This window comes from Nocardioides sp. NPDC006273 (assembly GCF_040613495.1).
GTDB lineage: Bacteria > Actinomycetota > Actinomycetes > Propionibacteriales > Nocardioidaceae > Nocardioides.
This window is the reverse complement of sequence record NZ_JBEXSD010000004.1, coordinates 13886-39071: the sequence shown is the minus strand read 5'-3', so window position 1 is coordinate 39071 and position 25186 is coordinate 13886. Positions and strand designations below refer to the sequence as shown.

General features: G+C 67.7%; 23 protein-coding genes and 1 pseudogene. 14 read left to right on the top strand and 10 right to left on the bottom strand.

What is annotated here, in order from left to right; translation table 11 throughout:
• Positions 1-23: 23 nt before the first annotated feature.
• The gene (locus ABZZ22_RS03070) at positions 24-2108 is read left to right on the top strand and encodes a RecQ family ATP-dependent DNA helicase (RefSeq protein WP_354926695.1); all 2085 of its coding nucleotides are present in this window, start codon (positions 24-26) and stop codon (positions 2106-2108) included.
• Between the two features lie 112 nt (positions 2109-2220).
• Here the strand turns inward: ABZZ22_RS03070 and ABZZ22_RS03065 are convergent, their stop codons facing one another.
• Together ABZZ22_RS03065 and ABZZ22_RS03060 are read right to left on the bottom strand one after the other, a co-directional pair.
• Positions 2221-2916, bottom strand: a complete 696-nt coding sequence (locus tag ABZZ22_RS03065; protein ID WP_354926693.1) for a response regulator transcription factor — start codon at positions 2914-2916, stop codon at positions 2221-2223.
• The gene (locus tag ABZZ22_RS03060) at positions 2913-4127 is read right to left on the bottom strand and encodes a histidine kinase (protein ID WP_354926691.1); all 1215 of its coding nucleotides are present in this window, start codon (positions 4125-4127) and stop codon (positions 2913-2915) included. Before ABZZ22_RS03060 ends, ABZZ22_RS03065 begins: the two co-directional genes overlap by 4 nt.
• Positions 4128-4335: 208 nt before the next feature.
• Here ABZZ22_RS03060 and ABZZ22_RS03055 point away from each other — a divergent pair, with 208 nt between their 5' ends.
• Together ABZZ22_RS03055 and ABZZ22_RS03050 are read left to right on the top strand one after the other, a co-directional pair.
• On the top strand, positions 4336-4641 hold the full coding sequence (locus ABZZ22_RS03055) for a hypothetical protein (RefSeq protein ID WP_354926689.1): 306 nt from the start codon (positions 4336-4338) through the stop codon (positions 4639-4641).
• A gap of 126 nt (positions 4642-4767) precedes the next feature.
• Complete coding sequence (locus ABZZ22_RS03050; protein WP_354926687.1) at positions 4768-5154, top strand: hypothetical protein; 387 nt, start codon at positions 4768-4770, stop codon at positions 5152-5154.
• A gap of 14 nt (positions 5155-5168) precedes the next feature.
• On the opposite strand, the gene ABZZ22_RS03045 is transcribed toward ABZZ22_RS03050, so the two are convergent.
• Entirely contained in the window at positions 5169-5876 is a 708-nt protein-coding gene (locus tag ABZZ22_RS03045; RefSeq protein ID WP_354926685.1) for a hypothetical protein, read from the bottom strand.
• A 118-nt stretch (positions 5877-5994) separates the two neighbouring features.
• Here ABZZ22_RS03045 and ABZZ22_RS03040 point away from each other — a divergent pair, with 118 nt between their 5' ends.
• The gene (locus ABZZ22_RS03040) at positions 5995-7254 is read left to right on the top strand and encodes a hypothetical protein (protein WP_354926683.1); all 1260 of its coding nucleotides are present in this window, start codon (positions 5995-5997) and stop codon (positions 7252-7254) included.
• A 49-nt stretch (positions 7255-7303) separates the two neighbouring features.
• On the opposite strand, the pseudogene ABZZ22_RS03035 reads toward ABZZ22_RS03040, so the two are convergent.
• Together ABZZ22_RS03035 and ABZZ22_RS03030 are read right to left on the bottom strand one after the other, a co-directional pair.
• Positions 7304-8608: pseudogene (locus ABZZ22_RS03035) on the bottom strand (ISL3 family transposase).
• A 201-nt stretch (positions 8609-8809) separates the two neighbouring features.
• Positions 8810-9142 carry a DUF4333 domain-containing protein gene (locus ABZZ22_RS03030; protein ID WP_354926681.1) on the bottom strand — a complete coding sequence of 111 codons (333 nt, stop codon included), beginning with the start codon at positions 9140-9142 and terminating at the stop codon, positions 8810-8812.
• A 566-nt stretch (positions 9143-9708) separates the two neighbouring features.
• On the opposite strand from ABZZ22_RS03030, the gene ABZZ22_RS03025 reads away from it, so the two are divergent.
• Both ABZZ22_RS03025 and ABZZ22_RS03020 read left to right on the top strand, forming a co-directional pair.
• Positions 9709-11025, top strand: a complete 1317-nt coding sequence (locus ABZZ22_RS03025; RefSeq protein WP_354926679.1) for a putative T7SS-secreted protein — start codon at positions 9709-9711, stop codon at positions 11023-11025.
• 35 nt (positions 11026-11060) lie between these two features.
• Complete coding sequence (locus ABZZ22_RS03020) at positions 11061-11537, top strand: hypothetical protein (RefSeq protein WP_354926677.1); 477 nt, start codon at positions 11061-11063, stop codon at positions 11535-11537.
• Between the two features lie 5 nt (positions 11538-11542).
• Here ABZZ22_RS03020 and ABZZ22_RS03015 read toward each other — a convergent pair whose 3' ends face one another.
• From ABZZ22_RS03015 to ABZZ22_RS03000, 4 genes are all read right to left on the bottom strand, one after another.
• Entirely contained in the window at positions 11543-12082 is a 540-nt protein-coding gene (locus ABZZ22_RS03015) for a hypothetical protein (protein WP_354926675.1), read from the bottom strand.
• 66 nt (positions 12083-12148) lie between these two features.
• Positions 12149-12928 (bottom strand): endo alpha-1,4 polygalactosaminidase, encoded by a 780-nt coding sequence (locus tag ABZZ22_RS03010; protein WP_354926673.1) that lies wholly within the window; start codon positions 12926-12928, stop codon positions 12149-12151.
• Positions 12929-13002: 74 nt separating this feature from the next.
• A complete protein-coding gene (locus ABZZ22_RS03005) occupies positions 13003-14610 on the bottom strand; it encodes a DHA2 family efflux MFS transporter permease subunit (RefSeq protein WP_354926671.1) in 1608 nt (535 codons plus the stop codon).
• Positions 14611-14645: 35 nt separating this feature from the next.
• A complete protein-coding gene (locus tag ABZZ22_RS03000) occupies positions 14646-15368 on the bottom strand; it encodes a molybdopterin-dependent oxidoreductase (RefSeq protein ID WP_354926669.1) in 723 nt (240 codons plus the stop codon).
• Positions 15369-15604: 236 nt separating this feature from the next.
• Between ABZZ22_RS03000 and ABZZ22_RS02995 the strand changes: the two genes are divergently transcribed.
• Genes ABZZ22_RS02995 through ABZZ22_RS02985 form a run of 3 tightly spaced genes read left to right on the top strand, consistent with a single transcriptional unit; the run spans position 15605 to position 19628 of the window.
• On the top strand, positions 15605-18304 hold the full coding sequence (locus tag ABZZ22_RS02995) for a DEAD/DEAH box helicase (RefSeq protein ID WP_354926667.1): 2700 nt from the start codon (positions 15605-15607) through the stop codon (positions 18302-18304).
• Positions 18305-18322: 18 nt separating this feature from the next.
• Positions 18323-19009 carry a hypothetical protein gene (locus ABZZ22_RS02990; protein ID WP_354926665.1) on the top strand — a complete coding sequence of 229 codons (687 nt, stop codon included), beginning with the start codon at positions 18323-18325 and terminating at the stop codon, positions 19007-19009.
• 34 nt (positions 19010-19043) lie between these two features.
• The gene (locus ABZZ22_RS02985; RefSeq protein WP_354926663.1) at positions 19044-19628 is read left to right on the top strand and encodes a TetR/AcrR family transcriptional regulator; all 585 of its coding nucleotides are present in this window, start codon (positions 19044-19046) and stop codon (positions 19626-19628) included.
• 47 nt (positions 19629-19675) lie between these two features.
• Here ABZZ22_RS02985 and ABZZ22_RS02980 read toward each other — a convergent pair whose 3' ends face one another.
• Positions 19676-20047 (bottom strand): MerR family transcriptional regulator, encoded by a 372-nt coding sequence (locus ABZZ22_RS02980; protein ID WP_354926661.1) that lies wholly within the window; start codon positions 20045-20047, stop codon positions 19676-19678.
• A 111-nt stretch (positions 20048-20158) separates the two neighbouring features.
• Between ABZZ22_RS02980 and ABZZ22_RS02975 the strand changes: the two genes are divergently transcribed.
• From ABZZ22_RS02975 to ABZZ22_RS02955, 5 genes are all read left to right on the top strand, one after another.
• Positions 20159-20677 carry a nucleoside deaminase gene (locus ABZZ22_RS02975; RefSeq protein WP_354926659.1) on the top strand — a complete coding sequence of 173 codons (519 nt, stop codon included), beginning with the start codon at positions 20159-20161 and terminating at the stop codon, positions 20675-20677.
• A gap of 28 nt (positions 20678-20705) precedes the next feature.
• Positions 20706-21026, top strand: coding sequence for a multidrug efflux SMR transporter (locus ABZZ22_RS02970; protein WP_354926657.1), 321 nt, complete (start codon positions 20706-20708; stop codon positions 21024-21026).
• Between the two features lie 77 nt (positions 21027-21103).
• Positions 21104-21502 (top strand): multidrug efflux SMR transporter, encoded by a 399-nt coding sequence (locus ABZZ22_RS02965; protein ID WP_354926655.1) that lies wholly within the window; start codon positions 21104-21106, stop codon positions 21500-21502.
• Positions 21503-21634: 132 nt separating this feature from the next.
• Positions 21635-23164: a carboxyl transferase domain-containing protein gene (locus ABZZ22_RS02960; RefSeq protein WP_354926653.1), complete on the top strand. Its 1530-nt coding sequence runs from the start codon at positions 21635-21637 to the stop codon at positions 23162-23164.
• 103 nt (positions 23165-23267) lie between these two features.
• Positions 23268-25139, top strand: coding sequence for a biotin carboxylase N-terminal domain-containing protein (locus ABZZ22_RS02955; RefSeq protein WP_354926651.1), 1872 nt, complete (start codon positions 23268-23270; stop codon positions 25137-25139).
• The last annotated feature ends 47 nt before the right edge of the window (positions 25140-25186 follow it).

Here is a 25186-nt window from a genome sequence, read left to right as displayed (position 1 = left end):
TGGTCCCTGATAGACCTGTGGTCATGACTGATCCGGCCACTGACGTACGTGCCCGCGCTGAGGCGCATCTGCAGGCCCTGGTGGGTCGCGATGACGCCTCGCTGCGTGAGGACCAGTGGTCGGCGATCTCGGCGCTCGCCGTCGAGCGTCGCCGGGCACTGGTCGTGCAGAAGACCGGCTGGGGGAAGTCGGCGGTCTATTTCGTGGCGACCCTGCTGCTGCGTGAGGCCGGCCTCGGTCCGACCGTGATCGTCTCGCCGCTGCTCGCGCTGATGCGCAACCAGATCGCCGCGGCGCAGCGGGCCGGGATCAGGGCGGTGACGATCAACTCGACCAACCCTGAGGACTGGGTCTCGATCGAGGCGGCCATCCACGCGGGTGAGGTGGACGTCCTGCTGGTCTCCCCCGAGCGGCTCAACAACCCGAAGTTCCGCGACGCCGTGCTGCCTCGGCTGGCGGCCGAGTGTGGTCTGCTGGTGGTCGACGAGGCCCACTGCATCTCCGACTGGGGCCACGACTTCCGGCCCGACTACCGCCGGATCCGTACGCTGCTCTCCGATCTGCCCACCGGGATCCCGGTGCTCGCGACGACGGCGACCGCCAACGAGCGGGTGACCTCGGACGTCGCGGAGCAGATGGGTTCGGATGTTCTCGTCCTACGTGGCTCGCTGGATCGGGAGTCGCTGCGGCTCGGGGTGGTCTCGTTGAAGACCCCCGAGCAGCGGTTGGCCTGGCTCTCCGACCACCTCGCCGAGCAGCCCGGGTCGGGCATCGTCTACTGCCTGACCGTGGCCGCGACCGAGGAGATCGCCGACTACCTGCGCTCACGTGGGCACGATGTGGCGGCGTACTCGGGGCGTACGGAGGCCGCGGAGCGGGCCGAGTTGGAGGAGTCGCTGGCGGCCGGCAAGGTGAAGGCGCTGGTGGCGACCTCTGCGCTCGGGATGGGCTTCGACGCGACCCTCGGGTTCGTGGTCAACATGGGAGCCCCGTCCTCCCCGGTCTCCTACTATCAGCAGGTCGGCCGCGCCGGCCGTGGCACCTCGGACGCCTCCGTCGTGCTCCTTCCGGGCGTCGAGGACCGCGACATCTGGGCCTACTTCGCGTCGCTGGCCTTTCCTCGCGAGGAGCAGGTGCGCCAGACCCTGGGGGTCCTGTCCGAGGCCGGACGGGCCCTGTCGACCCAGGCGCTGGAGACCTACGTCGACCTGTCGCGCTCCCGTCTGGAGCAGATGCTCAAGGTGCTCGATGTCGACGGCGCCGCGCGCCGGGTCGGCGGTGGCTGGGAGGCGACCGGTGTCCCGTGGGAGTACGACGCGGAGCGGTACGAGCGGGTCGCCGAGGCCCGGCGCCGGGAGCAGGCCGCGATGCTCGCTTACATCTCGACCGACCAGTGCCGGATGCGGTTCCTGCGCGAGCAGCTCGACGACCCCGGCGCCGTCGACTGCGGCCGGTGTGACAACTGCGGCGGCTTCGCGGTGACGTCGGCGGTGTCGGAGGGAGCGGTCGAGGAGGCCTCGGCGCGGCTGGCGCGGCCCGGGGTCGTCGTGGATCCCAAGAAGATGTGGCCCACCGGACTCGACCGGCTCGGCATCGCGCTCAAGGGCAAGATCAAGCAGGGCCCGCTCGAGGGGCGCGCCGTCGCGCGGCTGACCGATCTCGGCTACGGCCAAGCGCTGCGTGACCTCTTCCGGGAGCCCGCCCAGGACGGCGCGGTTCCGGCGCCGCTGGTGAAGGCGGTCGTCGAGGTCCTCGGCGACTGGCGTCCCGTGGTGAGCGGCATCGTCTACGTCGAGTCCGCGACCCGCCCGACCCTGACCCGAGACTTCGCCGAAGGCCTCGCGCGCTACCTCCGCGTCCCCGTCCTCGGGTCGTGGGCCATCGTCGACCCCGACGTCGGCCCCGGCCAAGGCGCCGCCAACTCCGCTCAGCGCGTCGCCGCCGTCGGCCGCCGCTTCTCCCTTCACGCCGAGGTCCCACCCGGTGCCGACGTACTCCTCGTCGACGACCGCGTCGCCACCGGCTGGACCGTCACCCTCGCCGCCCGCGCCCTCCTCGACGCCGGCGCTGCCACCGTCCACCCCCTCGTGCTCGCCACGACGACGTAGCGTGCGCCGGCTTGTTCCTTCGTCAAGGTATGCAGGCCAACGGCCACATCCCTAGCGGACCTCCGCGTGGGATGTGTTCCCCCGTCTGCATACCTTGACGAAGGAGCACCCCTCAGGTCGCCGGCCGGACGATGCCGTGGTCATACGCGAAGACGATGGCGGCGGCGCGGTCGCGGAGGTCGAGCTTGGCGAAGATGCGGCCGATGTGGGACTTCACGGTCAGCTCGGAGATGACCAGGCGTTCGGCGATCTCGGAGTTGGTCCAGCCGGAGGCGAGGCCACGGAGGACCTCGAGCTCGCGGTCGGTGAGCTCGGAGACCTCGACCGTGCTCGTCGGCGACGGCGCGACCGCTGATCGATAGGTGGCCAGGACGCGACCGGTGATGGCCGGGTCGAGCCAGGCGTCACCGAGCGCGACGGAGCGTACGGCCATGACCAGCTCCTCGGCGGGTGAGTCCTTGAGGATGAAGCCGGCGGCCCCGGCGCGAAGGGCGCCGGAGACGAGCTCGTCCTCATCGAACGTGGTCAGCACCAGTACGGGCGGCGCCGACGGCAGCGTGCGCACCAGACCCGTGGCAGTGATCCCGTCGACCTGCCGCATCCGCAGGTCCATGACCACGACGTCGGCGGGGTTGGCCTCGAGAGCCGCGACGACCTCGGAGCCGTCCGCGCACTCGGCGACGATCTCGAGCCCGTCGCGCCGGCGCAGGATGCGGCGCAGGCCGCTGCGTACGAGCTCTTGGTCGTCGACCACGAGCACCCGGATCGGCGCGGCTGCGTTGCTGGCGGAGGGGTTGACCGGCGTCATCCGAGGACCTTGCGTACGAGACAGTGCGGCGGGATCACCAGGTCAACCTTCCACATCGTTTCCTCGGCTCCGGCCGACAACCGGCCGCGAAGCTGTTCGGCGCGGGCGGCCATGCCGGCCAGCCCGGACCCCTCGCCGACACTCACACCGGCCCCGCGCCGGGCGCCGACGAGCGGGTTCTGCACGGAGAGGCGTACGCCGTCCGCCACCGCCAACGAGACCGAGACCGGTGCACCGGGAGCATGCCGGATGGCGTTGGCGAGAGATTCCTGCAGGATCCGGTAGATGCCCAGCCCGACGCCGGCATCGATGCGGGAGAGGTCGCCGGCCGACGAGAACGTGATCGTCTGGCCGGCGCTGCGACCCTCCTCCACGAGCCGGACGACGTCCGCGGCTCCAGGAAGAGGGGCCGTCCCGGCGCCGTCGGCCGACAGCACCCCGATCGTCCGGCGGATCTCGGTCATCGCTCGGCGCCCGATCGTCTCCGCCTCGGTGAGCGCGGAGACCGCCTCGTCCGGGTCGTCTCCTTCGGCGACAGCGCGCCGAGCGGCGGTCAGGTGGAGCAGGGTGATCGAGAGCGAATGCCCCACCAGGTCATGGATCTCGCGGGCGATCCGGGTGCGCTCGGCCTCGGTGGCACGTGCATGCTCTTGGGACCGGGCGAGCCGTTCGGCTCGCAGCGCCCGCATCTGGGCGAGGATCAGCAGACCGAGGATCCAGCCGACGAACAGCAGCAGGAAGTGGACGCCGACGCCGCTGGGGGTGTCCGTGGCGAAGACCCCCATCACCACGGCCGAGGCGACCGCGTAGAGGGTGCCGGTCCGGAAGCCCTCACGGACGACCATCTCGAGGGTGAGCGGAACGAGCACGGCCGGCGCGAAGTCGTGTTGCGGCCAGAACCCCGTCGCGGGTTGCGACATCAGCCAGGCCGAACCGGCCAGCGTCGGCACCACGTCGACGACCCACACGTGGTGCTTGAGCCATTCGCCGGTGTTGGGGATGAAGAAGAGGCTCAGCGACGGCACGGTGATGACCAGCCCCGCGAGGACCATCTCGCCGGAAGCCTCGCGCTGGAGCACCGCGACGGTGACCATCGCGACGAGCCCGGCGGCCGACAACAGCGGCGCCCACCAGGGGATGTCGAGATCCTTGCTGCGTACGCGTCCTTCCAGGAATTCGCGCACGTCGCGAGCAAGGCTCTGGACACTCATACCGTCCAGTCTAGGAACGCGTGACCTGGGTCGCATCCGACCGTGGCAGGCGGACGTCCTGCTACCAGGGTAGGAGCTCAGGTGCCTGCCAGCGTCCGATGCGTGGAGCCGATCCCGGCAATAGCGTCGGGATCACCCCGGCGCCCGGAGGTCGAGCTTGTCGAGACCCCTGGCCCAGGACAGACCCAGCAAGAGGACGGTGAACACAATGACGTGGACGCAGACCCATGAGCGGTTTCGCTTGCTCAACGAGGCGGAGGCCGAGCTGCGGGCCGGCTTCTCGCGCCGGCTGCCCTGGTCGGCGGAGTATGCCGATGCCTTCGGCACCCCCGAACGCCTGACCCAAGCCCTCCGCCATCGTTGGCGGATCCGCTTCCAGGCGCAGCTGGACCCGGTGCTGTCGCAGGAGGAGTACGAGGAGACCTTCGCCGATCTCCTCGCCGACCTGGCTCCGTTGATGGGCCGGATCGGCACCCACGAGTTCAGGGAGGAGCTGGCCGATGCCTCGGCCTGAGACCCCCTCGCCCGAGAGATCGTCGAACTGTGAGCATCCAGGTCGCGCACCCGACTGATCTGCGGTGTACTACTCCTACTGAGGCACCCGCCGGGGGTGCGTACGGAAGCCTCGGGAGGGCGGACCATGGGTGACAACGGTCAGGTCAGCGTCGACGCCATGCGGCTCGACGCAGCACGGCAGAACCTGAACGACCAACGCGAACGCGTGTTGGAGGCGCGGAAACAGCTCGCTGATCCCGTTGGCGGCATGTTCGGTGGTTCCTCGCGAGGCGAGTGGCTAGGAGCTGTGGTCCGGAAGGGGCACCAGAACATCGACAGTTCCCTCGGGGACACCGCTAAGGGTCTCCATGAGACCAGCGAAGCGATCCACGACGCCATGGTCGCGATCGAAGGGGCTGACGTCGACGCTGCGGTCAATGCGCAGAAGTTCGCCAATGCTGTTGCGCTGATGAGCAACCCATTGGTCATCTTCAACAAGAACCAAGGCCCCGGTAAGTACTTCGCGATCTGACTCTGACCACGGAGTCAGAGCAGTTGGAACGTCGGCAGGACCTTGGCGATCAGGGTGTCCGCTTCCTTCCGGTCGAGGCTGATCTTGGAAAAGTCCCAGTTGATCTCGATGAGCGTTTCGCCGTCCTTGGTGCCGTAGCTGTCGTTCCAGGTGCGACCGGTTTCGTACTGGAAGTGATAGAACACTGACCCGTCGACGGTGACATCGGGGAGGCGCTTGAGGTTCTCGGCGCCGTCCTCGACGAGGATGTCTTTCTCGTACTCGGCGGCCTTCTCGAGGTCTCCCGGTCCGAGGGCGCCCGATAGGAAGGTCCCGAATCCAGCGGACGACCCGAGGTCATCTTTCGGGGCGACCAGGGAGACGGTCCACTTCCCCGCCTGCTCGGTCGTCCAATCGGGCGGGATCTGGACCTGGGCTTCCTCGATCGTTGCGACCTTCCAATCCGCAGGAACAGACGACTCGCTGGGTGAAGCCGACGGTGTGGTCTTCGGGTCCGTGGTTTCGGGGGAGTTGTCGCTGTCGCCTGATGATGCGCAGCTTGCACCGGCGAGTGCAACGGACAGGATCAATGCGGCCATGGCGCTCGCCCGGGACATCGTCATGGGGCAGACTCTAGAACAAACCATCGCGGAGGCCGGGTGTGATGCCCAGCCAGTCGTACACATGCATTCGGGATCGAGCGGTCCCTCAACCAAGCCCTCGGGAGGGACAATGGCAGTCAAGGGTCAGTGGATGCTTCGGCTAAGCGACTACGTGCGGGGTGGCGACATCGCTGCTATCGAAGCGATGCTCAGAAGCTGGGAGGGGGCCCGGGACAACTTCAACGGCGCTGGCAAGACGATGCTTGACAACGCTGGACGTGTCGAAGACGGCTTCTCGGAGACCTCGCTGTCCGGCCAAGCAGCTCGGCGCGACATGGAGACCTCGGGCAAAGAGACCAACAAGAAGCGCGATGTGCTCAAGGACGCGATCGACGCGCTGTGGATCGTCCACGCCAAGTTGTACGAGGCGATGGAGGCGCACAAGCGCCTCGAGGCGACGCTGCCCGACTCCCACAACCCGGTGCCGCCAGAGTCGTCCTTCAACACGAAACCTGGTGGTGGCACGTCGACCGCCGAAGCGACGGCGAACCAGCAGAAGTACGCCGACGCCAAGCAGGACTACGCCAAGGACGAGGCGGCGATCGCCGATGCCGAGCGTGAAGCTGCGCAGAGGGTTCAGGCCGTCGATGTCTCCGTCGAGGAGGCCGAGCCAAAGGTACGCGCGTTGTACGACGACGGCAGCGACTCCAACGCGCTGCCTCCTGGCACCTCGACGCAGCCGGGTTCCGCCAGCCAGGTCGCGGCGGCGCAGGCGCGCATCGGGAAGTACAACTCCGGCACCCTTTACCCCGGTGGCGTGGGCCACGAGCTGATCGCTCAGGAGAAGGCCAACATCGAGGCGCACAAGGCCGAGAACAAGCCGGAGTGGAATGGCACCGATTGGGTCAACGCCGACGGGACTCGTGCCCCCGCCACCTCGTACGCGATGGTCGAGACAGCTGATGGCCTCGCTCCGCTGGGCGGCGGTGCCGGCGGTGCGGGGGGAATGGCCGCCCTTGCGATCGCTGGCGGCGGTGCACTCCTCACTGCCGGCGTGGCCAAGGCGATGGCCAGCAGGTTCGGCGGGGGCGCCGCAAAGGCCGCCACTGCCGGCACCGCCTCGCGTTCAGCCGCCGCCAGGTCCACAGCTGCCAAAGCGGGCACCGCCGGCGCCCGCGCGGGATCAGGCGCTGGTGCTGGTGCCCGTGCTGCGGGCGCTCGTGGCGCCGGAGCGGCGGGCGGTCGTGGCGCGGGAGCAGGCGCACGCGGCGGTGCTGCTGGAGGTCGCGGCGGTGCCCGCGGCGGTGCTGCCGGCCGTGGAGCGGCCGGCGCAGGTGGTGGCCGCGGTGGCAAGAAGCGGGACCAGAACGGCAGCCAGAGCCAAGAGTGGGAAGCCGACTACACCGACGACTGGACCGAGACCGCAAGCGACGTCCTGGACCCCAACGCATCCCGCGGCTGGGTCCCGAACGCATCACAGGACGAGAACCTCGAGAATGACAAGAGGGGCCGCAACTAGTACGCCTAGATCAGGTCAACGGAGTGCCGGTGGGACCTTATCCGGCTCTTCACAATCCAGGGTGTAGTTGTGGTCTGAACCCGCCGGACTCGAGCAGGGATCGGGCGATGTAGTTGGTCAGGTTGCGGAACCCGAGGGCTGAGCCGCGTAGGTGTTCGAGCCTTCCGATGATGGCCTCGGTCGGGCCGTTGGACGTGCCTGGCCGGTCGAAGTGGGCCAGCACGTCGGTGGCTCGTTTCTTCAGGGTGCGGCCCAGGGTGATGATCTCGTCAAGCCCGGCTGGGACGCCGGTGCTGATCGAGTCGATCAGGCAGGTCATGAGTTCACGGCCGCGGCGGCGGTCGGGCTCACGGTAGGCCGCGACCATGCGCTGGTAGATGCCCCAGGTGGCCTCGACCGCGACGTGATTGTCGCTGACGAACAGCTCCCACAGCCTGGCGGCCTGCTTGTCGGTGAGCAAGTCAGCACCGGTGTGAAGGGTCCGCCGTGCCGCATGCAGCGGGTCAACCTTGCGGCCGCGATGACCATGGATGGTCTGCTGGATCCGGCGCCGGCACAGGTCCAGGGCTTCACCGGCCAAGTGCACGACGTGGAAGGGATCCATGACCGCGATCGCGTCGGGAAGTTCCTCAGCAGCGGTCTTGAAGCCAGTGAACCCGTCCATCGCGACCACTTCAACCCGGTCACGCCAGGTCTTCGACCGGCCGGCGAGCCAGGTCTTGAAGACCTGCTTCGAGCGTCCTTCGACCATGTCCAGCAGCCTGGCCGGCCCGGTGCCATCACGGACCGGGGTGAGGTCAATGACCACGGTGACGAACTTGTCGCCACGGCGGGTGTGGCGCCAGCAATGCTCATCAACCCCGACGACTCTGACGCCGTCGAACCGGCCCGGGTCATCGATCAGAACCCGTCTGCCTTCGGCGAGGACGGCGTCGTTGGCGGTGTTCCACGCGACGCCGAGCCCAGCCGCGACACGAGCCACGGTGAGGTGGGCCAAGACGAGTCCTTCCAATCCCCATCGCAGCCCGCGGCGGGAGATCTTCGCCCGCGGTTCCGCGGCCCTGGTGGTGTCTTGGCGCCACACATGGCGGCACTCGCGGCACTGGTAGCGACGGACTCGGATCAACAGCGTGGTGGGACGCCACCCGAATGGCTCGTGCGCCAAGCGACGGACCACACTGTCACGCACGACGCCCTCGGCACCGCAGCGCCGGCACCACTGGTCAGGCTCGGCCACTTAGCACAGCAGCACCGCCCGATCCGGGTCGAGTTGCTGACCGATCACGACGAGTCCGAGCTCGTCCAGGCGCGTGAAGGTCGTCAGGTCAGGGGTCGCGAAGGTAGCGTCAAGCACGTCGAGGTCTTCCCGATGCGGTGTGTAGGAAACCTCATCTTCGGAAGACCTCGACACCTACCCCAGGACCGACGCGCCGGCCAGCGACCCCGGAACTACACCGTCAACTGTGAAGAGCCCCTTATCCATCGCGCCGGCACGGATGTCGCCTGGTTATCGCGTGGCTACGACGACCAGTTCCTGCCGCGATCTGAGGCCCGCCTACTGCTCATCGACCTGAATGTCGAACTTCACGTCGGTTCCGTCGACCTCTGTCACCTGCACGTCCACACCGAGGTCGTCCGACCCTGCGGTGAGAGTGCACTTCATGGTCTCGCCAACCTTGGCTGAAAGATCGCCTGGGCACTCGATCTTGTCAGGCTTCTGTCCGACCTGAGCCTCGAGTCGCTCGGAAACCGTCTTCTCCACCGTCTCCTGCGACACCGTGACGCCACCGCAACCGGAGAGGCCAAGCGCGAGGATCGCAGCGAAGGTACTGGTAGCGGCCGTGCGTCGGAGCATAGATGGGGCCTTTCGATCCGAGATGGTGGGCATGCATCACCCTACAATCGTCTTCGTGAGTGTGTCTCGGTTGGCTCACCGAGGGTGGCGTCATCCCCGAGATTCTCGTGCTTTGACTGTTTGAAGTTCAGAAATCCGGGTAGGAGACAGGTATCAACCTGATCGGAGGGCGCCGTGACCGGCTACGAAGTAACCGTCGATGACTTGCGACGGACTGCAGGCAAGTACGAGACGCTGAAGAGCGACCTGGGGTCGTCGCGCGTCCCGGAGTCCCAGCTCTCACCGGACGCCCTTGGCCACGTGGAGCTGGCCGGTTGGCTTACTGCCGTTATGGAACAGGTTGGGAACGCGCACGGCGCGCTCGGCGACGGCCTCGATGCTCTGGCGACGTTCTTGACGGGCAAAGCAACTGACTATGAGGAGGCCGATGAGCGAAGTGCCCAGCGTATGACGCCCGGGCCATGGGGACCTCATCCGTTTACTCCCGGGCAAAGCTCGTCGGTCCCGTACGGGACAGGCACTCCTCTGCAGCCACAACCATTACCCACCTTTCCTTTGCCTGGCTCCGGAGAAAGCTTTCACTCATCTGAGGAGAACTGATGAGTCTTCCAGACGGCGCAGAGCTCGGTAGCACCACCGACGCGACCGACCTGATCAAGGGTGACAAGCGTTCAACCAGTGAGCGGGCTGCCGTGCTCCACGCGGAGCGGAGGCGTGTCGTTGGGATTCTTCAGAGTATCGAGGGTATGGCGATTCCGACTTGGCAGGGCGGAGACGGCAAGGCGACCTATCTTCAGGGTCGATCTGCCGAGGTCAAGAAGTGGGAAGCCTATCGTGACTTGCTCAAGGCCGCTGGAGACAGTCTGAATTCATATGCGGACGCGCTTGGAATCGCGCAGGAGCGTGCACAAACTTCGATCGACAAGTGGGAAGAAGGTGAGAAAGCGACCAGAGATGCGACGGCCGCTTATAACGATCAGGTCGCTTCTTACAACCAGTGGGTCGAGCAGCAAAGATGCAACCCGTCCACTGCTCCGTCATTCGGGCCCGCGCGTCCTGAACAGTTTGTTGACCCCGGGGAGAAGATTCGCGAAGAGGCCCGGGAGGTGCTCAAGGATGCCCGTGAATCACTTGACAAGGCCGGCTCATCGTGTGTCGGCGAGCTAGGGGGACTGCCCGGAGCCAAGACGGAACACGGCCAGATGGGCCATACAGAGTTCGAGGCCAAAGGTCCCAAGGTCAAGTGGGGGGCATGGACCGATACGTTCGGGCAGGGCATGAGCAAGGACGATCTCCTCGGACGAGAAGGTTCGAAAAAGCCGCCGTTTGAAATCAGTCTTGGGTCGGTCGAAGGGAAACTTCGCGCGTGGGGCTACGAGGGTAAGGTTGAAGACTACTGGGGTGACGTCAAGGTCAACGCCGAAGGCAAGGTCATCGTCGGTGAATTAGCAGGCAAAGCATCGGCCAAGATCGTTAGCGACGGGATTGAAGCCGAGTTGGGCGCAAAGGCCACCGTCGTTCGGGTGGAAGGGAAAGCTGGTGCCGAATATGGTTACGCGGAGGTCAAAGCGGAAGCCTCCGCAGAGGTCGCAGCTGAAGCCAAGGGCACGGCCAGCGCAACCCTATCCGAGGGCGTGCATGTTGGTGGCGAGGCGTTCGCGGGGGCAAAGGCCGATGCAAAGGTAAGCGGAGACGTCGCTGGCGTTGGGGGAACGGCCGGTGTCGAAGGCTGGGCGGGTGTCGGTGCGGCAGCAGATGCAGAGGTCGGCTGGGACGACGGCAAGATCACAATCGGCGGCGAGTTGGGTGTTGGTCTCGGGCTCGGCGGCAGGGTTGACCTAGACATCACGATCGACCCCGGAGAGGTAGCAGATGCTGGTGGAGACTTGGTTGACGCGATTGGAGGGCTTTTCTGATGCTTGACGCATTCCCGATCCCAATACAATTCAGCATGCCGAACGACGAGTGGATCCAAGCCGATCCATCCGAACTCGGACTAACAAATGCTGCATTCGCGGCCGTTCGACGCGGTTTCCACGACGGTTATGCGCCTGTGCTGACTGTCTCCGGCGGATGGCGAACCGATGCCGCCTCGCTCCAGCAGATCGCGGATGAGTCGCTAGAAGTGCTGGAAGAGGATGCGACCGATGTGGAGCTTGTTAAACGAACAGAGGTAGGCACAGCGCACGCACCCGCTATTGCACAGTCTCTTGCCGGGACTGCGATGTACGAAAGCCGGCGATTCGACCTCCGCCGATTCCAAGCCATTACCGGGATTGTGGACGTCAACGATCCGATCAAGCGATTTGTCATCATCTACTCCTTAACGTGCCTCTATAGGCAGTCGGAACAGATGAAGGACGAATTCCAAGAGCTTATGGGCACCGTTCAGGTCCTTGCCTCGAACGAGGATGGCGAAAGTGATTGAGGGCGTTAACGGGTCAACATCACGGCGCCGATGACGATGCCCATCAAGACGAGAAGCGCCAGAGTCCCTAGGCCGACAAAGAGACCTACCTTCTCGATCGATCCCCGCACTTGCCGGTAACCGAGATCCGTGGCGTTGGAATCAATTAGGGCGCGGCCTTCCTCGGAATTGAACGTAAAGTCGACGACCTTGCCGAACTCGCCCTTTTCGTTGAACGCATACGTTCGATTGAATGACACCTTCTTGATGCGCCCCACCTCTCTACTGGCCTCGTAAGAGATTCTGGGCGTGCCTGCGATCCATTCGACTGTTCTCGCATCGTCCGTCACCGAGTAGGTGCCAGTCTCTGGAATGGAAACATGATGGATAAAGGCGTGCTTTAGTCCTGCCTTGTTGAAGAGGCCGAACCAGGTCGCATCAGCTACGTCTAGCTCCACGTCGAATCCCTTTGCGGTGGGGACGACTTTGTACGGTGTGTCGACCGCTGCTTGCTGGACACGCGCGAACAGCTCGTACGCGATGGGAGGCATGTTCTGATCGGTCACAAGGACCAGCAAACCACATCGGAGCGGGCGGCGACGAGCAGTGCCACGCCCCGCGAATGCACCCTGTCAACAGGCTTCATGGAGGTACGCAGGATCGTCCTGTCCCACGAGGTCACGGTCTCGGAGGATGGTGAGCGGAGCGCGTTCGGGATCGATGCAGACGTCGGCGAAGGCGATGTCGGCGTCCGTCAGAGAGTCGGGGTATTCGATCTGGAGCACGTGGTCGCCGTAGACGTCGGTATAGGCGGCGCATTCGGAGTAGGCGCCGCACTCCTCGACGACGGCGAAGTCGAAGCCGAGGTCGTCGTGGGCGGGGCGGGCGGCTTCGGCGGCGTTCTTCTGGGCGATCGCGAGCCCGAGGTCGTGGGCGGCGGTGACATATGCCGAGGCCAGGGCGAAGGCGCCCTCCTGCGAGATGTCGTCGAAGCGAGTCCAGGTGTCGAGGTTGTCGATCTCGACGGCGTCGAAGCCCGCTTCAACACACCCGTCGATCACAGGGGTGATCACGTCGAGGATCGAATCGCGAGCACCGGCCGTGGAGGGATCGAGGATGAGCTCGTCGGGCCAGTCGGGATCGCGTACGGGACTGCCGGAGCCATCGCGAAGGATTGCCTCGGGGCGATCCGACCAGTCGGAGCCGGGCTGGGTCTGGAAACCGTTGACGTAGCAGACGTTGTAGGCGCCCTCGAGCGGGTCGGCGGCGGCATCGCGAACGACGACGTCGATCGGGGTGCCGTCGGAGAGCTGGTCGGAGGTGCCGCCGAGCTGGTAGTCGAAGACGCCGTCGGTCGGTGGGAGCGCGATATCCGCTGCAGGGTCATCAGCTGCAGGGGAGCTACAACCCACGAGGGCGAACAGAGCCACGCACAGCACGAAGACCGGGCTGCCAACGGCAGCCCGGCCCTGCGTACGTGCGCGGATCAGTGGAGAACCGTCGGCGCGGCAGCTCCGTGCTCGGCCTTGGTCTTGGGGAGGAACCAGGCGGGGATGAGCGTGGCCAGCACCAGGATCGCGGCGACCACGAAGGTGGCGGAGAAGGCCTCGGCCATCTCGACCGGGATCGCTTTGAAGATCTCCGGGAGCTTGGTCGGGTCGAGGCCCAGCGCGGCGGCCGCCTCGCCGACCTTCTGCTGGTTGGCCGGGTCGGTCATGAACTTCTCCAGGCCATCGGCCGGGACTCCGAGCTTGTCGGCGAGGTCACCTGCCGCGGAGACCGATTCCTTGCCGGCCAGGGCGTTGGTGAGCAGCACCGAGAAGAGCGCGGTGCCGGCGGAGGCGGCGACCTGCTGGACGATGTTCACCAGCGTCGTGCCTCGGGCGATGGTGTGCTCGCGCAGCGTCGCTTGTGCAGCAGCGAAGGTCGGCATCATCGTGGCGCCCATACCGAGGCCCATGATGAACAGGGACCCGAGGAGATACCAGTACGGCGTGGTGTCGTCGAGCTGCGAGAACATGAACATGCCCACCGCGATCGTGGTGAGACCGCTGAGGACGATCTTGCCCGGGCCCATCTTGTCGGCGAGCATGCCGGCGAGTGGCATCGTGACCATCGCGCCCAGACCCTGCGGAGCCAGCAGCAGCCCGGCGTGGAGGGCGTCCTCGCCGCGTACCTGCTGGTAGTAGAGCGGGAAGAGCAGCGAGGCACCGAAGAACGCCATCGCGAAGATCGCCAGGGTGATCACCGCGACGGTGAGCTCCTTGTTGCCGAAGAGGCGTACGTCGATCAGCGGGTGGTCGTTGCGGGACGACAGCGCCCACGGTACGAAGGCAGCGATCAGCAGCAGGCCGACGATCATGAACGAGAGCACCTTGGTGTCCAGCACGGTGCCGGCCTCGGGGATCGAGGAGACCCCGTAGAGGAACAGCGCCAGACCCGGCGACAGCAGGATCATGCCGAGGAAATCGAACGACTGCGACGGCTCGACGTGGTCCTTGGGCAGTGCCCGCCAGGCGTACACCAGAGCGATGGCGCCGATCGGGACGTTGATCAGGAAGATCCAGTGCCACGAGGCGGAGTCGATCAGCGCGCCACCGATGATGGGCCCGAGGATCGGGCCGAGGAGCATGGGCACACCCAGGATCGCCATCACGCGACCGACCCGCTCGGGTCCGGCGGCACGGGTCAGGATGGTCATGCCGAGCGGCATCAGCATGCCGCCGCCGAGGCCCTGGATCACTCGGAAGGCGACCAGCATCGGCAGCGTGGTGGCCAGTGCACACAGCACCGAGCCGAGCACGAAGAGCACGATCGCGGTCATGTAGAGGCGTTTGGTGCCGAACCGGTCGGCGGCCCAACCGGTCAGCGGGATCACCGTCGCCAGGGCGAGGGTGTAGCCGGTCATCGTCCAGGCGACCTCGGCAGAGGTGGCGTCGAACTCGCGCTGGAAGGTCTCCAGCGCGACCGAGACTACGGTGATGTCGAGGATCGACATGATCGATCCGAGCACGACGACGCCCGCGACGATGAGCACGCTCTTGTCGAGGTGGTCGTCCGGCGCCTTCTCAGGCTTGGCAGAAGTTTCGGTCACGGGTTGACAGCCTACGTGTGAGTTGTTAATGGGGCCTAGTTGTTATTCGCACCTGAGCGGTGACTCGGATCACGGTGGCGGCGAGCGGCCCCGGCGAGCATGACGACCTTGATCACCCGGTAGATCGGACGGATCAGCCAACCGGGCAACGTGCCGTGACGCTCCTCCTCCCAGACCCGCGCTCGCGGGTGGGACTCCAGCAGCCGGTCGACCAGCGGCGGAGAGCCGGCCGGCGGCGCGCCCGCGAGCACGTCGATGCGGCAGACATGCTTGATGTTGGCGTACCCGTACTGCGCCGGGTTGACCAGTCGCAGCGGCGCGCCGTGGTCACCGTCGAGTGGCCGGCCATCAAGCCGATCGACGAGGAGGACGTCGTCGGCCAGGAGATCCTCCAGCTCGGCCACGAAGTGCTCCCCGTCGAGGCCGCGCACCCTGACGTGGGTGACGATCGTGCCAGGCACGACGGCCGGTGCGACGTACCGCCGATAGACCTCCGCGAAGGCGGCGCCCTCCCAGTGCAGGCCGGTCACGGACCAGCCCGCGACGCAATGGAAGTCGGCATCGAGGTCGTGACGGTCAGCGCTGACGAGCTCGTCCACGGCGATCTCGACCGGCGCCGTGAGCGCTCCGCCGAAGACCACCGTCGGATGTTCGCCGAACGCCGGTGGGGGCTGGTCTATACGTCGGCCGAAGCGTGGGAAGAAGTCGATCCGCTTCTGGCCGGGCGGGAGGGCGCATGGGTGAGTCGTCTCGGTCATGTCAGCCACCGTGGCAGTGCCAGGGCGCGGTGGGCGTCAACCTTTGGGGGCGGCTCTCTCATCCTCGAGGATGAGAAACCCCTCGGGCTGGAGGTTCCGCGAAGCGGGTCTCGACCCGCTTCGCGGGTTCGCAAGCTCACCCGCTGCGCTCGCTCGACCTCCTCGCGTTGCGACCGCGCTCGTTCCTCGCGCGGTCGCAGGCTCGGACGTCGGTGGTGGCGGATACGGTCGTGTCCATGTCCTTCGTACCCGTGACCGGCCGTGCCGTCTTCCGGCCCGCGCAACCGCCGCGGGACTCGGCCGTGGAGTTCGTGGACTCCCGGCGGTCGGTGTCGTTGCCGATGCGGGCCGCGCTGCCGGTCCTGAAGAAGGCGTACGCCGCCTCCGACCTGCATCCATCGGTCGCTCTGGTCGCATCGGCAGCTCATCTCGGGCTCCGGTTCGTGGCCGCCGGGCAGCTGGAGCCCGACGGTGGCTCGTGGGCGGTCCGCTACCAGCCCGAGGACGAGGAGCGGGTGCGGCTGCTGGCCGCGTCGCGCGCCTATGACGACCTGGGCGGCGACGCGGCCGAGCTGCTGGTGCGGGAGATCGTGGCCGCAGTGGCGGACGCGGTGCCGACCTCGGCGCCGAAGGCCTCCGGCTCGGGGACATTCCGGGAGTCTCTGCAGACCCGGTTGGCGCGCTATCGGGCCGATGAGGGGCCGGTGACGGCCAAGCTGCCCTCCTTGGTGCGGCTCTCGCTCCGGGTCGAGGCGCCGGAGGAGGATCTGCTCGCGGGGTCGCTGACGTTGGTGCCGCAGGTGCACGACGAGGCCGACCCGCTGCACGTGGCCGATGCCGCGCGGTTGTGGGACGAGGAGGACGATCACGGCTTCGGCCCGCGGGCGCGTACGCATGCGCAGGTCGCCCTCCGCGGGGCTGCGGAGGCCTGGCCGGTCCTCGATCGACTGCTGGACTTGCCGGTGCCTTCCTCGGTGACCCTGACCACCGACGAGGTCGTCGGGCTGCTCGAGGACGGCGTCGGGTGGCTCAAGGAGCGTGGCGTCGACGTCCTCTGGCCGCGGTCCCTGTCACGGGACCTGACCACCTCGGTCGCGGTCGACCGGGCGCCGTCGTCCTCGACCGCCGCGCGCGAGGACCTGATGCGGGAGTCGCCGCTGGGTGAGAAGGGCCTCTTCGCCTTCCAGTGGCAGATGGCGCTCGGTGGCGAGCCGCTCGATGCCGCCGAGATGGACGCCCTGGCGACGGCCGCGGGTCCGATTCTGCGGCTGAGAGGGGCCTGGGCGGTCGTCCATCCTTCGGTTCTGCGGCGGGCGCGCAAGCGGCTGCTCAAGCGGATCAGCGGCGTCGAGGCGCTGGCCGTCGCCCTGACCGGTCAGGTGCCGGAGGAGGTCACCCAGGCTGCGCCTGGCGAGAAGGTGATCATCGGAGCCTCGATCGCGCGTCTCCGCGACGAGGTGATCGCGGCGACCTCGGGGCCTGCCGTCGAGGTGCCCGCCGGTCTCCAGGCCACGCTGCGGGGCTATCAGGTCGACGGGCTGACCTGGCTGGCCGGCATCACCTCGCTCGGGCTCGGTGGCTGCCTGGCCGACGACATGGGGCTGGGCAAGACGCTGATGACCATCGCGCTCCACCTCCACCGTCAGAAGGAGCACGCCGGGCCCACCCTGGTGGTCTGCCCGGCGAGCCTGCTGGGCAACTGGGAGGCCGAGATCGCCCGGTTCGCGCCCGAGGTGGAGGTGCGCCGCCACCACGGCGCCGAGCGCGAGGCCGAGGGTGCGAGCGGGGTGGTGCTGACGACGTACGGGACGATGCGGCGTGACGTCGAGCTGCTCTCGGCGGTGCCGTGGGGGCTCGTCGTCGCCGACGAGGCGCAGCACGTGAAGAACGCCGCCTCGGCGACCGCGAAGGCGCTCCGCGAGATCCCCTCGCACGCCCGGGTGGCGCTGACCGGCACTCCGGTGGAGAACAACCTGACCGAGCTGTGGGCGCTGCTCGACTGGTGCGTGCCGGGGCTGCTGGGCAGCCGGCTGGCGTTCCGTCGCGCCTGGGCGAGCCAGATCGAGGCGGGCGCCGACGTCGGGAAGGCGAAGGAGTTCTCCGCGCTGGTCAGCCCGTTCCTGCTGCGGCGGCGCAAGTCCGACCCCGGAGTGGCTCCCGAGCTGCCACCCAAGACCGAGACGGACCACCTGCTGACGCTGACGCGGGAGCAGACGGTGCTCTACGAGGCCTACGTGCGCGACGCGATGGCACGGATCGAGCGACTCGACGCCGACGACCCGCAGCGACGCGGACTGGTGCTGAGCCTGCTCACCGGGCTCAAGCAGATCTGCAACCATCCGGCGCAGTTCTTGAAACAGGAGGGTGGCCGGATCGCGGGACGGTCGCAGAAGATCGACCTCCTCGACGAGCTGGTCTCGACGGTGCTCGCGGAGTCGGGGGCGGTGCTGGTCTTCACGCAGTACGTCGCGATGGCCCGTCTCCTCGAGGCCCACTGGGCCTCGTTGGGCGTCGCCCATCAGTTCCTGCACGGCGGCACCCCGGTGAAAGAGCGCTCCCGGATGGTCGAGCGTTTCCAGGATGGCGAGGTGCCGGTCTTCCTGCTCTCCCTCAAGGCAGGCGGGGTCGGGCTCAACCTGACCCGCGCCGACCACGTGATCCATGTCGACCGCTGGTGGAACCCGGCGGTCGAGGACCAGGCCACCGACCGGGCGCACCGCATCGGCCAGACGCGTACGGTCCAGGTGCATCGGCTCATCACCCAGGGCACCGTCGAGGAGCGCGTCGCGGAGCTGCTGCAGCGCAAACGGGTCCTGGCCGACGCGGTCCTCGGAGGCGGCGAGGCCGCGTTCACCGAACTGTCCAACGCCGAGCTCCGTGAGCTGGTCAAGCTCGGTCCTCAAAAGCGCCAGAAGCGCCGCCGGATCGCCTCATGAGCCCGCGATGAGCATGCGATGAGTGCGGCGCTGACCTTTGCCCGCGAGCCGCACCGGCGCGGTGGGGTGCGGGTCGATTCGTGGTGGGGGCGGGCGTTCCTGCGGGCGATCGAGGAGCTGGCGTACGACGACACTCAGCTCTCCGGCGCCCGGTCGCTCGCCCGCTCGGGGCGAATCGGCGGGCTGGTCATCGAGGCCGGGAGGTTTGCGGCGGCGGTCGAGGACGAGCGCGGGCTGTGGACAGTGACCGGCACGGTGCCGGTGCTGCCCGGAGACGCCGTCACCGCGCTGTCGGAGGTCGTCGGTGCCACGGTCGAGAGGACCGAGGCGCTCCTGGCCGGCGAGCTACCGCTCGACGTGGCCGAGCACGCCGAGGAGGCGGGAGTCGAGCTGGTCCCCTATGGCGAGGAGCTCACCGTGGCCTGCACCTGCGGCTACTGGCACGCGGTCTGCGGCCACTCGCTCGCGGTGATGCACCAGCTCTGCTGGACCGTCGACCGCGACGCGTCCGTCCTGCTTCATCTGCGTGGCGCAGAGCGTGCCGAGCTCCTCGATCAGCTGCGTGACGGGATGCGCCGGCACCGGTCGGCGGGGCCGGCCGCCGGCGATGCCGCCGTGACCGGCGAGTCGGCCCGGGACCAGGTCGACGACGTCGAGATCGCGCTCGACGCGGTGCTCCGGGCACGTCACCTGCTCGAGGAGTGAGATGGCTGTGGAGCGCACGCGATAACCTCAGCCAATGACCCTTCGGCAGGCTCAGGACATCGCCTCGGCCCCGACAAAGACCAGGCGCGAGCAGATCCTGGACACCGCCGCCGAGCTCTTCGCAGCCCGCGGGTTCCACGGAGTGTCCGTCTCCGAGCTCGGCGCGGCCTGTGGCATCTCCGGTCCGGCGCTCTACAAGCACTTCCCGAGCAAGGACGCGATGCTCGCCGAGATGCTCGTCTCGATCTCCCAGGACCTGCTTCGCGAAGGGCGCGCCCGGGTGAAGGCCGCCTCGGGCACCGACGCGGCCATCGAGGCGCTGATCGACTGGCACGTCGACTTCGCCCTGCGCGACCGCGCCCTGATCGTCGTCCAGGAGCGTGACTGGCAGTCGCTCCCGCACGAGGCGCGGGAGCAGGTGCGCACCCTGCAGCGCAAGTACGTCGACCTCTGGGCCGACCAGCTCCGCGACCGCAACCCCTCGCTGACCCCCGACGCCGCCAGGGCCATGGCCCACGCCGTCTTCGGGCTGATCAACTCCACCCCGCACAACCGGGTCCTCCCCGAGGAGGCCACTCGCGACGTACTCGTCAGGATGGCCCGCGCCGCCCTGGCCTGACCGCTGCGTCAGCTCATCGTGGTCTCGCCGCGCTGGTGGATTGATTGCTACCTCGAGGGGCCGAACGCGGTGCCGGGTAGAGCGATGTCGCGGCGGAGTGCTTGGAGGACCTCGAGCTCGCGGTCGAGTTCGCGTTGCTTGCAAGCGATTCGTTCGGCCTCTTGGGCGAGCAACTGCTCCATGACGCCGTTGCGCTCCTCGAGAGGAGCCTCGAGGCATGGCAGAAGTTCGTCGATGGTGCTGCTGGCGAGGCCAGCTGCGAAAAGATGCTGGATCATCACCACTCGTTCGATCATCTCCGGGTCGAAGTCACGCCACCCGCCGGCGGTTCGTTCGGAACGGATCAGGCCCAGTCCTTCGTAGTAGCGCAATGAACGGGGGCTGACGCCGCTGGCTTCGGCCAGCTCACCGATCCGCATGGAACCTCCTGATGTGGCCGTGATTCGGGGGCTTCGGGCTGTCGCAATTGTTGCAGTTGACACCAATGTGAAGACACACGATCTACCTGTCGCGCTCACCAGGGGCGCCCCGTGGAACAGGAGATCGCCTTGAGCGCTCAGACCCACCGGATCCATATTCAGACACTGATGGCCAACGCGGTCGATCTTGCCGTGCGCCACGTCGAGTCCGGCGGGCTCCCGTTCGTCGGCGTGCTTGTCGGCGACGATGGCTGGGTCTCCGAGGCCGGCGTCAACCTGGTGCGTGAGACTGGCGATCCCACCGCGCACGCCGAGATCGTCGCCATCCGCCAAGCCGTCTGTGAACGTCCCAGCGGGGCGGCAGGCGCCGCGCTACTGGCTACGGGGGAGCCATGTGCAACGTGCTATCGCGTAGCCGCAGCCCACGGCGTCTCGGCTGTCTACTACGCCGTCGACCGCCACACCGCGGCCGAATCGGGCTTCGACTACCGAGCCGGATACAGCAGCGCCGACCGAACACACCTCCAGGAGACGGCCCAGCAGCTTGGCGTATCGCGCCGCCTGGCGCCGTTCACCCGATACCTCGAACTCCATTCCACCCGCTCCACTCCTTCAACCCAGCTCCGCTGAACCCTCAGCATCCCGAAAGGACATCACCATGCACTGGCTCTTCCTCGGTATCGCCGTCGTCTTCGAGATCATCGTCGCCCTTTCCGCCGGGAAGGCACAGGGCTTCACCAAGCCCGGCTGGACCGTCGTCACCCTGCTCAGCGGCGGCACCGCCACCTACTTCCTGAGCCTGGCGCTGCTCACCTTCGACGTCGGCGTCGGGTACGCCGTGTGGACCTCGGCCGCCGGCGTCGGGATCGTCGTTCTCGGCGTACTCCTCTTCGACCAGCGCCTCGACTGGCGCAAGCTCCTGGGCATCGCCGCGGTCGTGGGTGGCGTCGTCGGCCTCCAACTCACCGGAGTCGCCTGACCACCACGACATCTCGACGTCGTCCCCTCGTACATGCACGACCGGGCCACGCGCTCGGAAGACAGGAGAGATCACTCATGACCACCACCACCGCACCCACCGCTGAGACGATCCAGTCGAGCACCGCCGATCGACGCGATCAGACCAATGCCCGCGCCTGGCTCATGCTGCTGCTTGCCGGAGCCTTCGAGGTCGGCTACGCACTAGCAGTCGGCGGCAGCCAAGGATTCACCATTCTGACCTGGTCGATCGTCGCGATCGTCTTCTTCCTGCTGACCCTGTTCGCCCTCAGCGTCGCGCTGCGCACCATCGACGTCGGCATCGGTTACGCCGTGTGGGCCGGCATCGGCGCCGTCGGTGCAGCACTGCTCGGCCCGCTCTTCTTCGACGAGACGCTCACCCTGGCCAAGGCATCCTGGCTCGCCGTGATCATCGGCGGAGTCGTCTGGCTCAAGCTCGCCGACCGCACTGCCTGATCTCGGAAACCTCAGTCCTACTGAATTGGCCGGAGGGGTTGCCACCCGTGACAGGTGGCAACCCCTCCGACGGGTCGCCGCGGCACGGCGGGCTCTTGTCACCGGAGGTTAATAACCGTTAACCTCGACCTCATGGCGGCAAACCTGCGGGAGCTCACCGACGAGCTGCGTGAACGGCTCGAGCGCGTACGGCAAGGCGGGAGCGAACGCTCCCGGCAACGGCACACCGACCGGGGCAAGCTGCTCCCGCGCGACCGGGTCGACGGGCTCCTCGACCCCGGGTCACCGTTCCTCGAGGTCGCTCCGCTGGCGGCGTACGGGATGTACGACGACACCGACGAGTGGGCGGTGCCGTCGGCGGGGGTCGTCGCCGGGATCGGGCTCGTGAACGGCCGCAAGTGCATGGTCGTCGCCAACGACGCGACCGTGAAGGGTGGCACCTACTACCCGCTGACCGTCAAGAAGCACCTACGGGCACAGACGATCGCGGCCGAGAACAACCTCCCTTGCATCTACCTCGTCGACTCCGGCGGCGCGTTCCTGCCGAAGCAGGACGAGGTCTTCCCCGACCGCGAGCACTTCGGGCGGATCTTCTTCAACCAGGCCAACATGTCCGCGCGCGGCATCCCGCAGATCGCCTCCGTGATGGGGTCGTGCACCGCCGGCGGCGCCTACGTGCCGGCGATGAGCGACGAGACCGTGATCGTGCGCGACCAGGGCACGATCTTCCTCGGCGGGCCGCCGCTGGTGAAGGCGGCCACGGGCGAGGAGGTCACCGCCGAGGAGCTCGGTGGCGGGCTCGTCCATGCCAGCAAGTCCGGCGTCGTCGACCATCTCGCCGACGACGACAAGCACGCGCTCGAGATCGTCCGTGGCATCGTCTCGACCCTCCCCGCCCAGGAGGCGAGGCCGATCGAGCCCTACGACGAGCCGCTCGAGTCCCCCGAGACGCTCACCGACGTGGTGCCCGCCGACACCAGGACCCCCTATGACGTACGCGAGGTGATCCGCCGCATCGTCGACGGGTCGAAGCTGCAGGAGTTCAAGGCGCTCTACGGCGAGACGCTGGTCTGCGGGTTCGCCCACATCGAGGGGCAGCCGGTCGGCATCGTCGCCAACAACGGCATCCTCTTCTCCGAGTCGGCGCTCAAGGGCGCCCACTTCGTGGAGCTGTGCAACCAGCGCGGCATCCCGTTGGTGTTCCTGCAGAACATCACCGGGTTCATGGTCGGCAAGGAGTACGAGAACCGCGGGATCGCGCGGGACGGCGCCAAGCTCGTCACCGCCGTCGCCTGCTCGGTTGTCCCGAAGTTCACCGTCGTCATCGGCGGCTCCTACGGGGCCGGCAACTACGGCATGTGCGGGCGCGCCTACGACCCCCGCTTCCTGTGGATGTGGCCCAACGCGCGGATCTCGGTCATGGGCGGCGAGCAGGCCGCCTCGGTGCTCGCGACGGTCGCCGGCAAGCCGGACGACGAGGAGTTCAAGGCGCCGATCCGGGACCAGTACGAGACCCAGGGCTCGCCCTACTACGCCACCGCGCGACTGTGGGACGACGGCATCATCGACCCCGCCGACACCCGCCGGGTGCTGGCGATGGGGCTCGCGGTGGCCGCGAACGCGCCCACCCCCGAACCCCGCTACGGAATCTTCAGGATGTGACCCCCTCCATGCCGAGTCGGCTCATCCTGACCACAATCCACGCCGAGTCGGCGCGTCATGACGCGCCGACTCGGCAACCACTGTGCCTGAAGGGGCTGGAGTGATGTTCGAGAGTGTTCTGGTCGCCAACCGAGGCGAGATCGCGCGGCGGGTCTTCCGCACCTGTCGTGACCTGGGGATCCGGACGGTCGCGATCTACACCGCGCTCGACGCCGACGCTCCCCACGTACGCGACGCCGACGAGGCCGTCGAGGTCTCGTCCTACCTCGATTCCGACGCGGTGGTGAGCGCTGCCGTCGAGGCAGGTGCCGCGGCGATCCACCCGGGCTACGGTTTCCTCTCCGAGCGGGCCGAGTTCGCCCGGGCAGTGACGAAGGCGGGGCTGACCTGGGTCGGCCCGACGCCCGAGGTCATCGAGCAGATGGGCCGTAAGGACGCGGCCCGGGAGATCGCGGTCGCCGCCGGCGTACCTGTGGTTCCGAGGGGCGAGGACAGCCCCTACCCGCTGCTGGTCAAGGCCGCCGCCGGCGGCGGTGGCAAGGGCATGCGCATCGTCCGCGCGCCCGAGGAGCTCGACGAGGCCCGCGCGGCTGCCGCCCGCGAGGCGCTCAGCGCGTTCGGCGACGAGACCCTCCTGATCGAGAAGTACGTCGAGCGGGGCCGCCACATCGAGGTGCAGGTCTTCGGCGACACCCACGGCAACGTCATCCACCTCTTCGAGCGTGACTGCTCCGTCCAACGCCGTCACCAGAAGGTGATCGAGGAGGCGCCCGCCCCGACGCTGACCGACGAGCAGCGAGACCTGGTCCTGACCAGCGCCGTCGCGCTCGCGAAGCAGGTCGGCTACACCGGTGCCGGGACCGTCGAGTTCCTGCTCGACGACGCCACCGGGGAGGCGTACTTCCTGGAGATGAACACGCGCCTCCAGGTCGAGCACCCGGTCACGGAGGAGATCACCGGAGTCGACCTCGTGGCCCTCCAGCTTCGCGTTGCGGCGGGTGGGTCGCTCGGTATCACCCAGGACGACGTACGCGTCGAGGGCCACGCCATCGAGGTCCGGGTATACGCGGAGGACGCCTTCGAGGGCTTCCTGCCACAGGCCGGCCGGACCTCGCTCGTCCGGTGGCCGTCCGGTGCCCGCGTCGAGCACGCCCTGGAGAGCGAGCAGGTCGTCTCGACCGCCTACGACCCGATGCTCGCCAAGATCATCGTCCGCGGCTCCGACCGCGAGGAGGCCCGGGCGGCGATGGTCAAGGCGCTCGACACGACCGCCGTCCTCGGCCTGACCACCAACACCGGTTTCCTGCGTGTGCTGGCGGCCTCCGACGCCTTCCGCGACGCGGAGATCGACACTGCCTGGCTCGACCGCAACGAGGTGCCCGCCCCTGACGCCGACGTGCCGCGCACGCTCGTCGCCTGGATCAGCGCGATGCTCTCGGCGGTCTCGGACACCGCGACTCCGTTCCGCGCCGACGGCTGGCGCCTGGCCGGCTCCCCGGCGCCGACCATCGTCGACCTCGACCGCAGCGTCACCGTCGACCGCCCCTCCGGCCGCGTCGCAAGCGATGGCGTCAGCCACCTCGTCCGGCAGATCAGCGCGGCCGACCACGTCCTCGTGGCAGTCGTCGACGGCGTACGCCACTGGGCGGCGGTCAACGTCCAGCCAGGCCTCGCCGAGATCGTCCACCAGGGCCAGCGCTTCGACCTCTCCCCGCCCGACCGCGTCGCCGGCGCCGCCGCCCACCACAGCGACGGGGCCGTCGAGGCCAAGATGCCGGGCACCGTCATCGACGTACGCGTCCAGGTCGGCGACCAGGTCGAGGAGGGCCAGGTCCTCGGTGTCATGGAGGCGATGAAGATGGAGGTCTCCCTCAAGGCCCCCTTTGCCGGCACGGTCACCGTCGTCGGCGCCTCCGCGGGCTCGCAGGTCCCGCTCGGCGCGGAGCTGTTCGTGGTGGAGACAGAATCAGCCTGATTGTTACCTGCGGGGGTAAATCTCTTTACTCCGGCTTGTCGCGGCCT